The sequence below is a fragment of the Sphingomonas sp. CROZ-RG-20F-R02-07 genome, from assembly GCF_022662335.1.
GTDB lineage: Bacteria > Pseudomonadota > Alphaproteobacteria > Sphingomonadales > Sphingomonadaceae > Sphingomonas.
Genome location: NZ_JAKNQJ010000027.1, coordinates 1 through 13,587, shown reverse-complemented (window position 1 = coordinate 13,587; position 13,587 = coordinate 1). Strand labels below are relative to the sequence as shown.

12 protein-coding genes are annotated in these 13,587 nt (G+C 66.2%); 2 read left to right on the top strand and 10 right to left on the bottom strand.

Annotated elements, in window-relative coordinates; all coding sequences use genetic code 11:
• Window positions 1-595 precede the first annotated feature (595 nt).
• A complete protein-coding gene (locus tag L8H00_RS18115) occupies window positions 596-1,048 on the bottom strand; it encodes a hypothetical protein (RefSeq protein WP_242098704.1) in 453 nt (150 codons plus the stop codon).
• Window positions 1,049-1,418: 370 nt separating this feature from the next.
• Between L8H00_RS18115 and L8H00_RS18110 the strand changes: the two genes are divergently transcribed.
• The gene (locus L8H00_RS18110) at window positions 1,419-3,272 is read left to right on the top strand and encodes an FRG domain-containing protein (protein ID WP_242098703.1); all 1,854 of its coding nucleotides are present in this window, start codon (window positions 1,419-1,421) and stop codon (window positions 3,270-3,272) included.
• 566 nt (window positions 3,273-3,838) lie between these two features.
• Here L8H00_RS18110 and L8H00_RS18105 read toward each other — a convergent pair.
• From L8H00_RS18105 to L8H00_RS18085, 5 genes are all read right to left on the bottom strand, one after another.
• Window positions 3,839-4,924 carry a hypothetical protein gene (locus L8H00_RS18105; RefSeq protein WP_242098702.1) on the bottom strand — a complete coding sequence of 362 codons (1,086 nt, stop codon included), beginning with the start codon at window positions 4,922-4,924 and terminating at the stop codon, window positions 3,839-3,841.
• Between the two features lie 130 nt (window positions 4,925-5,054).
• Window positions 5,055-6,509: a PLP-dependent aminotransferase family protein gene (locus L8H00_RS18100; RefSeq protein ID WP_242098701.1), complete on the bottom strand. Its 1,455-nt coding sequence runs from the start codon at window positions 6,507-6,509 to the stop codon at window positions 5,055-5,057.
• Window positions 6,510-6,728: 219 nt separating this feature from the next.
• Complete coding sequence (locus L8H00_RS18095) at window positions 6,729-7,481, bottom strand: methyltransferase (RefSeq protein WP_242098700.1); 753 nt, start codon at window positions 7,479-7,481, stop codon at window positions 6,729-6,731.
• 68 nt (window positions 7,482-7,549) lie between these two features.
• Window positions 7,550-8,512: a transporter gene (locus L8H00_RS18090; protein ID WP_242098699.1), complete on the bottom strand. Its 963-nt coding sequence runs from the start codon at window positions 8,510-8,512 to the stop codon at window positions 7,550-7,552.
• A 37-nt stretch (window positions 8,513-8,549) separates the two neighbouring features.
• On the bottom strand, window positions 8,550-9,065 hold the full coding sequence (locus tag L8H00_RS18085; RefSeq protein WP_242098698.1) for a GNAT family N-acetyltransferase: 516 nt from the start codon (window positions 9,063-9,065) through the stop codon (window positions 8,550-8,552).
• A gap of 177 nt (window positions 9,066-9,242) precedes the next feature.
• On the opposite strand from L8H00_RS18085, the gene L8H00_RS18080 reads away from it, so the two are divergent.
• Window positions 9,243-9,419 carry a hypothetical protein gene (locus tag L8H00_RS18080; protein ID WP_242098697.1) on the top strand — a complete coding sequence of 59 codons (177 nt, stop codon included), beginning with the start codon at window positions 9,243-9,245 and terminating at the stop codon, window positions 9,417-9,419.
• Between the two features lie 200 nt (window positions 9,420-9,619).
• Here L8H00_RS18080 and L8H00_RS18075 read toward each other — a convergent pair whose 3' ends face one another.
• The 4 genes from L8H00_RS18075 to L8H00_RS18060 form a co-directional block, all read right to left on the bottom strand.
• Window positions 9,620-10,537 carry a retropepsin-like aspartic protease gene (locus L8H00_RS18075; protein WP_242098696.1) on the bottom strand — a complete coding sequence of 306 codons (918 nt, stop codon included), beginning with the start codon at window positions 10,535-10,537 and terminating at the stop codon, window positions 9,620-9,622.
• A 78-nt stretch (window positions 10,538-10,615) separates the two neighbouring features.
• Window positions 10,616-11,368: a dienelactone hydrolase family protein gene (locus tag L8H00_RS18070; protein ID WP_242098695.1), complete on the bottom strand. Its 753-nt coding sequence runs from the start codon at window positions 11,366-11,368 to the stop codon at window positions 10,616-10,618.
• Between the two features lie 131 nt (window positions 11,369-11,499).
• Window positions 11,500-11,937, bottom strand: a complete 438-nt coding sequence (locus tag L8H00_RS18065; protein WP_242098705.1) for a nuclear transport factor 2 family protein — start codon at window positions 11,935-11,937, stop codon at window positions 11,500-11,502.
• Window positions 11,938-12,291: 354 nt separating this feature from the next.
• Window positions 12,292-13,230: an alpha/beta fold hydrolase gene (locus tag L8H00_RS18060; protein ID WP_242098694.1), complete on the bottom strand. Its 939-nt coding sequence runs from the start codon at window positions 13,228-13,230 to the stop codon at window positions 12,292-12,294.
• Window positions 13,231-13,587: the final 357 nt, after the last annotated feature.

Below are 13,587 nucleotides of genomic sequence, written 5' to 3'. Positions count from 1 at the left end.
TCGACAAGCAGCAGCTTCAAGGTCGGTCTCCCTCCGCATCGTCCTAGAAGGGTCGACATTGCGACGCGATGGATGGAACTATACAGATCGCCAACGTTGCATCGCGGCATCGAACGAAGGCGGCAAAATGTCGGGCGTGGCGCCAGGGTAGCGATCACCAGCCTCGTTCGGCGACGGCTCCGGCATGTACCGGCCGCCGTCCGGATGGCCGAGTAGCGCACAGGATCGGCGTCGGCGCTTTCCAGGCCTGGACCGGCGTCCGGTTCGGCTCACTTGCAATTGCGAGGAAGTCATCGTGCTGGAGCGCTTTTCCGAGTGCTGTCGACGCTTATCGAGAGCGTGACGATATACCCTGATGGGCAGAGCGGCCCCGAGGCCGAGGTGGTCGCTAAGGTATCGAATTTGGTGGGCTGAGCCACAAACGACAACGCCGCCCGTGAGGGCGGCGTCTGTAGTTCCATAGCGTTGGTTGCGGGGACGCGGTTTGACCGTTGCAGAACCCGCATCGCATTGCCTTCGCGGTTGCGGGTTAGCCGTTGACTTGCCTAGGCCGGACATCTTGAGTGTCGAGGTCGCTGCCGTCCCCTCATCCGTCTCAGAAACCCGACTCGGCAAGCCGCGCCGCCGCTGCCTTTCTGACAGCGTCGCTGAAGCGGTCTGGATGACGAAGTGCCACAGCCTCGAAGGTGTGATCGACCATGCTTCTGTCGATCAGCATACGAAATCCGTCCGACGCAGGGCCGACGACCAAGTCGGCGACGGTCCGCTCCTCACCATGGCGGGCGATCTTTTGGCGGGTACGTCCGAGGAGCGTCGTTCTGCCCCGCTCGTCCTTGAGCGCACCCTCAAGCGCATAGATGCTGCGCCAGACATCGTGTTCCAATGTTCCGGGCTCTGCCGAGGGCAGCACCGAGTACAACTTCAGCGTCGCGGCCCGCTCGACCTGCGCGTCACCAAGCCGGCGCGCATTAATCGCCATCCGCTTGAGCTTGTCTGGATCTTCGCAGGACGAGACGAACACCAACCCCTTTGTCGTCGCATCGTTCAAGGCGCAAATCCCATCGTCATGTCGGGCCGCTTGATCCAACAGCTTGGAGTGATACGTCCGCTCGCAGGACGCGACAAGCAGTCTCGGAACGAGATGCCGAGCGGCGGGAGTCGGCATATCCGGTTGCCAGTATTATCAAGGTGCCGGCTGATCGTGCCGACGCTCGCATTGGTGGCGCGGTCGCTGTTGCTGATCTTGATGTGAGAGGGTGAGTTGGGATCCGTCGTCGATAGAGATTTCTACGACGATCCCTTCGATTACGCTGCCAATCCCCTCAATCGATTGAACCGGTCGTTCGTCTGGGCTGCCTTGCGCGCCGGCTCCAACCTCTCGTAGCTGGAAATCTGAAGAAGCGGGACGATTACAGATCATGGCCAGACCAGAGATGCTCGAACCGAAGGAGGTCTTCCGGCGAGTGTTCCTAGAGCTCGGCTTTCCGATCCTGTCAGTCGACCTGACGGATCTGCAGAAGTTCGTCGCCCACCCGGACGCGAAGGAGGGGGGCACGTACGATCTTCTGCTGGTTTCTCCGCGAGGCGATCGGCGGGATGCCCTGATCGGAGCATGGCGCGGCCTGATCCGATCGATCGAGATTCCCCCTGCCGCCGTCGATTTGTTCGCCCGCTCAACGGTCTTCAAGACGGCCCCGGTTCTTGCCGAGAACCTTCGAAGACTGCTTGCAGCAGGTCAACAGAATTGGATGGTAGCCGAAGGCGCCGAGCACCTGCGCTGGTCAGAAACCACGCCCTGGCCTGTGGCCTACAGCATGTTCCTCGGGCACCTCGCGAGGCTCATTCTAGGCTACTCGACGATGCTGGATCAACGTGTCCGCGCGGGGAAAGAGAAGGGCATCGGAGCCACGCTCGACCAGGCATCACGCCTTCAGCCAACCAGGCATCATTATGCAGCTGCCTCACTCGGCGCGTGGGTCGGCGGCGCGACTGCCATTCAGTATTTCAGCTTCTACGCGACTGATCCCCAGTGTCGCAAGCCGGAGAAGAACGAGGAGTATGCCCGTCGGATGCGGTACGGGGCCACGGATGCCGCCGCTCTAACGCGAAGCGGCCTTATCGCTGTTCCGGCTTCGCTGGCTGCGCCGCTTCTAAACGCCCAGGGTGACTCCACCGTCTTTGGCGCGCTTCCGATTGACGAGTGGTCGGGCGTAAACCTTCCCTACCTCACTAAGGCGATCAAGGATCTGAAGAAGCCGCGGCATCACGGGCTGCTTGTCGACAAGTACTATCGCGCGCCCTTCTACGCCCGCCCTCTCGTGAAGAGGGGCCTGCTGGGGCGCAAGGACGTGCTGCGTGACCACTATGCTGATTTCTACAAGGCGCACGCCACCACTGAACTGATAAGGTGCAAGCACTACTGCGCTCCTATCATCAATGTGCAAGACCGAGATCAGCTGGCGAGCCTGATCGCCGAGATCCCGCTCCGGGCCGAAGCGATGCACTTTCGGGGGCAATCTCGCCTTCACGAACTGAAGCGTGACCCGAAGGTGCGTGCGCTCCTGTTCGGTGATTCGACTTCGCGAGAGCCTTCCCTGATCACCTCGGCCGCGCGCACGAACTTCGACTACGATGCCCTTCACTTCGCTTTGCGGTACTACATCCAGGACAGGATCCTTGGAGCTACCCCGGACCCGATGGAGTCGTTGCGGAAACATACCGCTTGGCGAGAACAGTCGATGCTGATCACCTCGCCGATCGACTACGCGGTCATGGCGCTTGCTCAGCACTATGGTCTCCCCAGCCATGGCCTCGACGTCACCGACGACGTCGACGTCGCGCTCTGGTTCGCCACCAACCGCTTCCAGACGATCGACGGGATCTCCTCCTACACGACGATGCGAAGCTGCGATTGGGACGATCACTCCGCTGAATGGCCGGTCATCTTCGCCTCCCAGCAGGTCACCCATTCGTTGAACATGTCGACGCAGACATGCGAGGAACTCGACAAGTTCGGGCTACCCGCGATGCGTCCGCGCCGGCAGAAGGCATCGTTCTTCCTCGGAGGGCATTCCGATCACCAGAATCGGCTCGCCGAGACGGTCGTCTGCGCATTCAGGCTGGCGCCAGGAGACTGGAGCACGGCCTGCACGTTCGACGGTCTGTTCCCGTCACCCGCCGAGGACCCGGCGTATGCGGCCATGCTGGAGTTCGCGGCGTCGGCTGACTTCCGGCAGTACGGAGCGGGCAAGGTCGCTCGCTACCATCGCTGAGGCATGGGAGCTGTCGTCACGATCCGAACCGCCGTTCGTCGAGACAGCCCGGACGCTTGTGATCCGACGGTCCGGTCCATCCTCATAGCTAAAACCGTTCGTGTCGTCCGCTGTGTGACCCTAGATCGGACCATGGAGCGGGGACTTGAAGGCGGCATGACACGAACGACGATGTGCAACCTCGGCGTTTTCATCGTGGCCAGCAGCCGCTACCACCGCCTCGTCGGCTCCAGAGCCGCTGGCAGCGTCGCGTTGGCTGCTCCCATGGCCCCGAATGCCAGAACGGCTGATTGGAGCATCCGTGGCATCGGCATTGATCCTTCAGTTGAGGCTCGAGGATATGCCCTCCGCTGATCAAGGCGACTGCTGATCGATCAACGGCATGTTCGAAGGCACGGGTGACGTCCGTGATCACGCGACTTATGCGGGCCCAAAGCTCGCGGGTCTGCGGCAGGCGCCGTGCGACCTCGCCGTCTTCGTCGACGAGCGCCGTCACGACCTTTAAGACTGATCAGCCGACAATCTGGACTACTCGGAACGCGACGCGTCGACTGAACCTCTTGCGGTCACCCCCGAAGACGTGTGTACCGGTTCACGAAGTTGGTCTCCCACGTCCTCCCATAGTCTGCGGAGAATGCCTGCTCGGACCGCGCGGAGTCCGGGCCGGTCGGGAAGATTGAGAAGCGGACCCACACCATCCTGCCGTTGTAGGCCTCCTGGTCGTAGAAGGTCCCGTGACCTTTCTCAAACGAGCCCACCATCGGGACGCTGCGCACCCCGACGCCACTGGTCGCGAAGTTCAGGCTCCACTGCTTTGCGACGGGGTCGTACAGGCGCAGGGAGATCAGTTGGAGCGGACCGTTCGGTCCTTCGGACTCGAGCACCGCAAGGTTCGCCTTGCCTCCCCACACCGGCTGGACGTCGGTCACACCCTGCATCTGCGTCCAGGTCGTGGAGCCGGTGAGCGGCTTCTGCAGACGCGAGGTGCTCGTCCGCCAGCGCGCCATGTCGAAGTCGAAGGCATGCGGCCCGTCGTCCGCGGTCGGCGGCGTCGCGGCCGCCGGCTTCGGCGCCTCCGAGGAGATCCGCGTGAGATCGCCCCGGAACGCCACCGACCAGGTCCTGCCGCCATCCTGGGAGTAGGCCTCCTCGTAGCGGTGCGCGTCCGGACCGGCGATCGACCAGGTTCCGCGCACTAGGATGGCGCGCCCCTTGAAGGTGTCCGCCCCATAGAGCTCTCCGCGGCTGCCAGAGAACGAGCCGACCATGGACGGCTGGAGGGCGCCGTCTGCGCTGTTCGCGAAGGTTTGGCTCCACTGCCTCGCCTCCGGATTGTAGAGGAAGAGGGTCATGCCCTCCCAGTGCCCCCTTGGTCCGTCGGCCTCGATCTCCTCGAGCGCCCCCTTTCCCCCCCAGATCCTCCGCACGGTCACTGTGCCGTCCATTACGAAGTTCGCGGCGGGCGCCCCGAAGGGATCGGGCGTCCGGGTGATGTGCGTGTGCCAGACGCCGAAGTTGAAGTCGAAGTCGTGGGCTCCGTCGCGCGGGGCGGAAGCCGCGTTCGCGGGGGCACTCGGCACGGTCTGCGCCAGAACGGCCGTGCCAACGCCGGTCGCCGCGACGGCCGCCACTAGCGCCAGCGCCTTCCTCATCTTCCGACCCATGCTTCCTATCGCCTCATCTCTTCGCGTCCGGGCCGCTAACCCGGGAACGCTTGAGGCAAGAAGGGGCAATCGGCCCGAAGGCGACTGGGCCAATTCGGCCAAGTCCGTCCCGCAGTTGTCAGAGCGTGTCCCGGAGTATTCCGACCAGCCGGTCGATGTCGGCCTCGTCGGCGGCGCCGATGCCGAGCACGATCCCGTCGACCGTCGGGGTCGCAAGCCCGTAGCGCCGAAGCGTGTGGATCTGGATCCCCGCTCGTCGGCAGGCATCTTCGGAACGGACGAGGCCCTCGGCATCACCGACGGTCGCGGCGACGTGCATGCCGTAGGCGCTGGGCAGCACGGTCAGGCGATCGCGCAGGCTCTCGAGCCCTTGCGAGAGATGCCGGCGCCGGCCCCCGTACAGCGCCCGCAGCCGGCCCACGTGGCGCGCGAGGTGCCCGTCGGTGATGAACGCGGCCACCCCGGCCTGCATGGGCGTGGGGCTGTGCCAGTCAGACGCGTTGCGGGCCGCGACTATCGCCGGACGCAGCGCCTCGGGCGCCATGAGGAAGCCGAGGCGCAGCGAGGGCAGCATGCACTTTGAGAAGGTCCCGACATAGGCCACGACGTCTGCCGTCTCCGCCGACCTCAGCGCGGCGATGGGCAGGCCCTCGTGGCGAAACTCCCCGTCGTAGTCGTCCTCGACGATGAGCGCGCCGCGTCTGCGCGCGTAATCAACCAGCGCGGCCCGACGTTCGGCCGACATGGCAACGCCGAGCGGGAACTGGTGCGACGGGCACACGCAGATCACGCCGGCCTCGGGGGGGACGAGGTCAACCCTCATCCCCTCCCCGTCGACTGGCACCGCCACGAGGCGCGCGCCCGCCGCCTGGAACGGGATCCGCATGGGCGGATATCCCGGGTCCTCCACTGCCACCACCGTGCGGCCCGGCTCGACCAGAACCCGGGCGAGGAGGTCGAAGGCCTGCTGGGCTCCGGCCGTCACGACGACGTCGGACGGGTCCGCGGCGATCGACCGGGTCACGGCGATGTGCCTCGCGATACCCAACCGGAGGCGATGGCTTCCCTGATTGCCCTGCGGCCCCTTGAAGCTCGGCGGACGCGTCTCGAGACGCCGCATCTCCCTCGCGACCACGCGGCGGAGAATGTCGAGCGGGAAGAGCCGGGAGTCGACCAGCGCCGGGCGAAAGTCGGTCGCGGACGCCGCACCTTCGAGCCTCGGGTTCGACCAGAAGTCCATGGCCGACGCCGTCGCCGGATCCGTCCAGATCGGGTTGACGGCGAACGTCACCGAAGCGGCCGACCTTGTCTTCGGCGCGCTCCTCCGTGCGGCCACGAACGTGCCGGAGCCGTGCCTCGCCTCCGCCAGACCCTCATGGATCAACCGCTCGTAGACGCCGGCGACGGTATTGCGCGAAAGCCTGAACATCGCCTGCGCCCGGCGCGTCGGCGGCAGCTGCGCACCCGGCGCGAGCCTGCCGTCGAGGATCGCGGCCTTGAGCTCCTCGATCAGCCTACAGGCCGTCATCCTCCCCTCGACGTGCGAGAGCGACAGTTCGAAGATCGGCTCCATGGCCGCGTACTCTATCGCATCGGGCGATCGGACAAGCGGGAACGCCCGTCGCGATCGGGACGCCTCCCGGAAGTTGCGACCCGATCCTTGCAATCTGCGCGACGACGTCGACTCCCCGGCGTCGTCCTCGAACCCCGGGCAGCTCGGCATCCTGCCTGGCTTCGGCTGAGGCGGAGCGGGCGGACCAACGCCTTCGGCGGGGGCTTCGACCACCTCGGACTACCTCCTCGGCTTCCGGAACTTGAGGAGGAACTGGTCTGTCCGGCCCCTGATCGTGTCGTCGAAGACCTCCTTGGTCCGCGGATCGTCCGGGTTCGCCAGCAGGTCGCTGCTCCCGACGAGCTCGAACCCCGCTGCCTCGACCTCCTTCACCACGCGGTCCCGACGGATGCGATGCAGGGTCTCGGTGACGTCGTCTGGCGCGTCGGCGAGGGCGGAGTGGTCGAGCACAACGTAGAGGCCACCGGGCTTCAGCGCTTCGAAGACTCGGCGGTTGAACTGCCCGACATCGGTGGGTCCGAGGAACTTGTCGTGGAGGTCGTGGTAGTTCTGCGCGATCCAGAACAGGTCCAGTTTCTCCGGGAAGCCGAGGCTGTCGCAGACCGGCACCGTCGAGACCGTGACGTTCGCGCGGCCCGCAGCCCAGTCCTTGAGCCCCGCATAGCCCTTCGCGACGTTGGCGAACTTCACGATCTCGTTCAGCTCGACGGCGTAGACGTGTCCGCGCGGGCCCGCCACGTCGGAGAGGAGCCGCGTGAAGTATCCGCTGTTGGCGATGTAGTCCGCGACTTTCATGCCGGGCCGCGCACCCATGAAGGCCAGCGTCTCGGCGGGCCTACGGTTGGCGTCGCGAGCGACGTCCTCGGCCGGGCGCGAGGGATCGGCCACGGCACGCGCCACCGCGCCCGGCGTGGACGGCGCCGCGACCGCGATCGACGGCACCGCGAGGGCGGCGATCAGCAGTGTTCTCATGTTCATCCGAGTGTCCTTTCGAAGATGATGGGCGGACGTGACCTCGAAGAGCGGGTCGTCAGGTCCGATCAGAGGTAGACGTTGAGCGCGAGCGCCGGCGTCCAGGAGGCGGGACGCGACGCGGAACCGGGCACATAGCGGGCGGCGAGAAGCACCCCGAGGTTCGCCGTCCAGCTGTACTCGACGCCCGGAGCGAGGGCGACGACGGCCGACCCCGGCTCGTTGCGGCGAGACGGCGGCAGCGCGGGATCCTTGGACGTCAGCGCGAGACCGCCCTCCCGCAGGCTGAACGCGTCGAACGCCAGCGCCCAGCCGCGGGAGAGGCTGTACTCCACGGACGTGCCGAGACTGATCGTCGTCGCCTGCCTCACCCGAGTGCTCGATCCCTCCGGCGTGCCGTAGACGCTGACGCCGCTCACCGACGTCGAGGCGGGCAGTGTCGCGGAGGCGTTCAGCCGGACGCGGATCGGCCGGCCGGAGCGCGTGCGGAACAGGCTCTGGGCGTAGAGGCTGACCGTGGTCGCGGCGAGCCCCGTGCCCTCACCGTTCCCAGGAAGGGCACCCAGCCGGTCGAAGCGTCCGATCGGGAGGCTGTGCGCGAGGGAGACCGCCAGGGCCGGCTTCCAGGACGAGGGACCGGAGGCGCGCAGCCGGAGCTGGGCGCGGAGACTCAGGTCGCCGACGCCCACCCCCGAGCTGATGCGCCGACCGCTCTCCGTGGCGTATCCAAACGAGGGGACCGCGCCGACCGTAAGGTAGTCGGTCAAGCCGTAGAGCATGTAGGTGAACGAGCCGTAGGTGGCGGTGTCGCCGGCGAGCCGGTCATACGCGTAGGGTTCGATCAGCGCATGCCCCTTCGGCAGCGTGGCGGCCGAGTTGGAGAGCATCGAGCCCGTCCACCACGCCTCCGGAAGCGTGCCGTTCGACGGCGTCGACGGCGACGCGGCCGGTGCATCCACCCGCTCCTGAGCGCGCGCGTGACAAGGCGCCACGAACCAGCCGAGCGCCACGATCGACGCGGCGAACGCCATGCGTGCGCCCGGGGCGGAGCTGCGCGAAGGCACCGGATCAACCCTCCCTGGAACCGAGAGCCGCCGCGCGTCGGGCGGAGATCCGGTACCGGACGTATGCGTCGGCGGAGGCGTAGCGGTCGTAGAGGCTCCTGGCGGGGTTGGTGGCCAGGGTGTGCCAGTAGAACCGCGACCAGCCCTGGCGCGCCGTCTCGCCGAGGAGACGATCCATGAGCAGCGTCGCGATGCCGCGCCGCCTGGAGCCCTCTTCGACGAAGAGATCCTCAAGGTAGCATGAGGCCGTGGAGGTCCAGGTCCCGTCGTGGAGGACGCAGTTGGCGAAGCCCGCCACGAAGCCATTTGTCTCCGCGACCAGACAGAACATGGTGGAGGCCGGGTCGAGCAGACGGCGCCACGTTGTGCGCGTCACCACCTCCGGCACCTCCGCGCCATAGGACGTGTTGTAGCCCGCCCAGAGCGACCTCCAGCGTTCCTCGTCCGCCGCCCCGAGGGGGCGGATCGCCACAACGCTTGGCCTCGGGGTCGGCGTGCAGCTGTCCAGATCGGTCGGCATGCGGCGTCAGTGGCCGTGCCGATCGTCGAGTAGGAGGGCCTCTCCCGGACAAGTTACCTGGGCCACAGCCCGGCAGTCTTCAGCTGCTCCTCACGACACGCCGCGCCGAGAACGAGCCGGGTTGGCACGCGCCGGTGGCGGGGCCTTGTAGGCATGAAGCCCGGAGAGGGAAAAGACATGAGGAACAGCGACATCCACACGGACGACAAGGACATCCTGGTGCGCCTTGAGCTGAAGGCGCGCGAGCTGGACTCCTGGGCCAGCGAGACACCGTCCCGCATCGTGCGGGCGGTAGCCCAGGGACAGGCGCAGATCCTTCGCGAAGTGACAGCCGAACTTCGGGCATGCGCGTAGCGCGAACGACGGCGATCTCCTCCGGACGGAGGGTTCATCCCGCCGACACGTCCCCGAATTGCGCCTACGTCGCGGTCAGTCACTCGCACGGAGCACCAGTCCCTCAACCAAGGACTGCGACGAGTTCTCGGACCACGACGGTAGCCAAGCTGATATCCGCAGCCCAGCAGGAAGCCGCTCAGCCGCGTTCGTCTCAGGTTCTACGGCCGCGCGGGCGCGCTCGAAGTCACCTTCGCCAACCCGTGAGGCAAGTCGATCTGGAGGACCGTGCCCGCGAAGGCGGGCGACCCGATGTTCCCGCGCGGCGCGGGCGAAGGGTAGGTGATGCCGGACACACCCAGGGTGGTGCCGCCGACGCGGACGGGCGCCGCCAGGTCGACCGCCATGATCGGGATCTCCTGGCTCACTGTCCGCGCCATCCCGATCGCCCGGGCCGGCCCCCGCGTCTGCAGCGCCGGGACGACTTCCGCGGGCAGCGAGAGCGCCGACCTCCCGTTACCGGTGTCGAGATCGAGATCTAGGTCGTGCCCGCCCACGGTCACGGGAAGGCGCACCAGGCCGGAGGGGTCACGAGCCAGGCGCACCGTCCGGGCGTCGCCGGCAGCGGCGAGACTGCCACGGGTCGCCGCGAACCGCCCACCGGCGTAGTCGAACGACAGCAGCAGATCGCGGAGCAGTCCGATGCCGACCACGCCATCCACGGCGCCTCCCGATGGACGCGACGGCGGCAGAGCGGACGCGGTGACGGCGTGGAAGTCGATGCCGCCGAGGCGGACGTCGTCGACGGCATACACCTCCACGTCCATGGTGTTCCGACCGGAGGGGTCGCCGACGCGCATGGTGCCCGAGCGCGTCAAGCCCATCCGCGCGGCCGCATCCTTCGAGAGCGCCATCTCGCCGGCGAACCCCGTGTCTATGACGAGGCGGAACGGCCCTCGTCCATGGATCGTCGCCTCGACGACCGGCCGACCGTCGACTATCCGCATCGGAACGTCCGCGTTGCTGCCCGAGGACCAGAAGCGCGCCTTCCCACCGGCGACCGGGCCCGCAGTGGCCGCGGCGGAAACCATCATAAAAGAAAGCAGCGCCGCAATGCGGACGGACTTGCGAAAACGCATCAGCTAACACCACCAATACAGATATGCATCGTATCGTGCCCCGAATTCCTTGGAGTCCAATCTGCCAGCCGCAAGCGATCAGTGTTCTCCGAAGTGATCGAGAACCGCTCGCCATGCGCGCTTGGCGTGTTCCGGGTGATAGCTGACACCCGGCACGGTCGCTTCGACATGCGTGGGGCCTTCGCAGGGGGTCCCATCCGGGTTCGTTGGGCGAGCCCAGAAGGCGTGCTCGGCACCGCCATAGATGTTCACGCGCCAATCGGCCCCGGCTTCCTGTAGAGCGCGGCCGAACGCAATCAGTTGGTCGGGGGTGACCAGCGGGTCGTCGGAGCCGGTGCAGAGCAGGAACGTGCTGTCCACATCGCGCCAATCATCGGCTGCGGGATCCGGCAGGGCGGGGTGAACGACCGCAACGGCTTTGAAGGGCGTGCCTGTTTTCGCAAGCTCAAGGACGATACGGCTGCCAGCACCATAGCCGAGAGCCAGGAGCCGATCGGCGTCGATGCCGGGCGTAGCCAGCAGAACGTCTAGTGCGACGCGACCGATAACCCGCATCCGTTCCGCGTCGCCCAGCAGGGGCATGGTCCGAGCCAACATAACGTCGGGCCGACCGAAGAAGGTTTCTCCGCCGTGGAAGTCCATCGCGAGCGCGACATAGCCGTGCCGGGAGAGATCATCGGCACGGCTCCGCTGGTAATCGTCAAGACCAACGCCGTCATGTCCGATGAGAACCGCAGGCCAAGGCCCCTCGCCTTGCGGCCGAGCTAGATGGGCCACCATGTTCAGGCCGTCCGCGTCGTATGTGACTTGGGAAGTTGTAATTTCTTGCATACCCCACCGCTTTTTGCTCGCGGAAGCGGCACACCGAAAACGCCCGGCACCGACCACCGCGTTGTGCTCTGTTCAGAGAATGGCCGTTCTGTGGACCACTTCGCTTAACCTCATCCGCATTGCCGACCTGATCACTTCGCCAGCAGGCGGCAGTCCGCCGGGGCTGCCTTGGCCGCCTGTGAATAGGTGACCCGCCATTTGCCACCATCCAGCCGCCAGACATCGACGAAGCGAAGACACGCCGAGAAGGCATTCCCACCCGACGTGCCGCTGAGCAGGGCCACCCCGCCCTTGATCGCCCCGTCGTACCAAGCCCTGGAGATCGGCCGGAGCACCTCGAAAGGCTCCATGTGGAAGTCGGGGGCCGTCAGGTCCTTGACGTAATCCTCCTTCGTCTCGACGACGCCTCCGCTGTTCACGAGCAGATAGTCGTCTGACAAGAGGCGACGAAGCGCCGCCCCGTCTCCCTTCTGCTGCGCCAAGTCATATTCGGCGACCGCCCGATCGAGGGCGCTAGCGGTCGATGCTGGCGAGAAGGAGGCGGCAGCGGCGGCGAGGATTACGAGCACGTTCAACAACTCTCCTTAATCAACGAATTCACTTCTCGCTACGCCCTATACTGGCCAATGGTCGATCTATAGCCGCGCTTATCCGGCGATTTCAGTTCCGAAGTCTCGAGGCACCGGATACTCACCGCGCCGAACGCGGGGCTCGTGCTCGTTCTTGCGTAAAGGGCATCCGCCGACACTAACGGCGATTCCCGCGCAACAGGAGGGTCTCTTCGTAACAATCCGCCTGGGCCACGTGCATCAGTTCCGCTCCGCATTTGGGAAAGTCGGACCGGGGAGGTCGGATTCACAACGGGCGGAAACGAGCGTCCGGCTAGCCTCGTTCGGCTGAGAGCGGGCCGTAATCCCTTGCAGTCATCGTGCAAGCGCCGCGGCGAAGGCGCTCTGGAAGCTAGCAGGAGCATCAATCCACGCGCTGTGCTCGGCGTCCCGTAGGACGGTCAGGTGCAGCCTGGGGTCGCGGGCGACCATGCCTCGCCAGTAGCGCTCGCCGGGATCAAGGTAGTCGTGATCGCCGTTGATCAGGCTGACTGCGAAGCGCCCGCTCAGCAGCAGCGGCTCAAAGTCGTGGATCCGCGGCTGCGTCGCGCTGATCGCGTCGGCGCTCGCCTGGTTGTAGAACGCTCGTCCGCCAGGCATCCCCCGCCAGCGTTCGACGTGGAAGAGGTTCACGGCTGCGAACTGTATGCGCCAGAGGTGGGTCGCCCTGCGCGGACCGTCGGGCTCGGTCGAACGCACCCGTTCCATCTCGCGCTGCACGGCTGTCCGGGCGATGAGTTCGTGGGCGGTGGCGGTCGTCTGCGCCATGTACGCATCGTCGCCGCCTTCCGGTGATTTACCCACGACCGTCCCTGTGAGGATCAGCGAGCGGACATGGTCTGGATGGGCCTGAGCGTAGGCGAGCGCCAGATAGGTGCCCTGCGAGTGCGCGAAGATCGTGAGTCGTTCCTCGCCGAGCGTCTCGCGGAGCAGTTCGAGGTCTTCGATCTGCTGCCGGACGCTGAGCGAAGACGTGTCGGGGACTGGCGACAGCAGCGACCCTCGCTGGTCGTAAAGCACGAAGCGGTGGGCGGGGCCGACCTGGGGCAGCACCACATCGTCTAGGTAGGAGTGCTCCGCGCCCCAGCCGCCGTGCAGCACGATGACCGGCGGCGCACTCCTGGGTCCGAGCTCCTCGACGAAAAGCTGCGCGACGTGGTCGGCCGTCGGGAGATACCAGGTGTCCCGCTCGACGGGCGGCCTATCGTGCGCGCCAGCAGGTAGGGCAGCGAGCGCCACGAGCACCAACCCCACGTACCTCGGCCATGTCATAAGCGCGCGGAGGTGGGGCCAGGTGGGACCTGCACCGTTCCGACGCTTCGACATGCGATCCGCTTTCCCCAACGCTGCACCCATCCGATCGGTTCGGCTCCGCCAAGCTGTTGACCCGGCGGTCCTTAGCGCGTTCACGCCACCTCGTTCAGGCCGTTCGTCGCACGCCGGCTGACGTTGGTAGATTGTGGGGTTCCCTCGGTCTACCTGAAGAATCGCGACCTGCCGGACGGAGCGGTCGTAAAGTTGGACCCTCGCGGATAGCACCCAGCCGAAGCATCGTTCCTAGATCGCTGGCGGTGCCGCGTTCAGCAGCATGTAGGACCTTTCCGAACTGGT

Bases quoted from the DNA above. Each gene is read 5' to 3' on its own strand.
- L8H00_RS18110 (WP_242098703.1), top strand. From the start codon at position 1,419: ATGGCCAGACCAGAGATGCTCGAACCGAAGGAGGTCTTCCGGCGAGTG.
- L8H00_RS18105 (WP_242098702.1), bottom strand. From the start codon at position 4,924: ATGAGGAAGGCGCTGGCGCTAGTGGCGGCCGTCGCGGCGACCGGCGTT.
- L8H00_RS18100 (WP_242098701.1), bottom strand. From the start codon at position 6,509: ATGGAGCCGATCTTCGAACTGTCGCTCTCGCACGTCGAGGGGAGGATG.
- L8H00_RS18095 (WP_242098700.1), bottom strand. From the start codon at position 7,481: ATGAGAACACTGCTGATCGCCGCCCTCGCGGTGCCGTCGATCGCGGTC.
- L8H00_RS18090 (WP_242098699.1), bottom strand. From the start codon at position 8,512: ATGGCGTTCGCCGCGTCGATCGTGGCGCTCGGCTGGTTCGTGGCGCCT.
- L8H00_RS18085 (WP_242098698.1), bottom strand. From the start codon at position 9,065: ATGCCGACCGATCTGGACAGCTGCACGCCGACCCCGAGGCCAAGCGTT.
- L8H00_RS18080 (WP_242098697.1), top strand. From the start codon at position 9,243: ATGAGGAACAGCGACATCCACACGGACGACAAGGACATCCTGGTGCGC.
- L8H00_RS18075 (WP_242098696.1), bottom strand. From the start codon at position 10,537: ATGCGTTTTCGCAAGTCCGTCCGCATTGCGGCGCTGCTTTCTTTTATG.
- L8H00_RS18070 (WP_242098695.1), bottom strand. From the start codon at position 11,368: ATGCAAGAAATTACAACTTCCCAAGTCACATACGACGCGGACGGCCTG.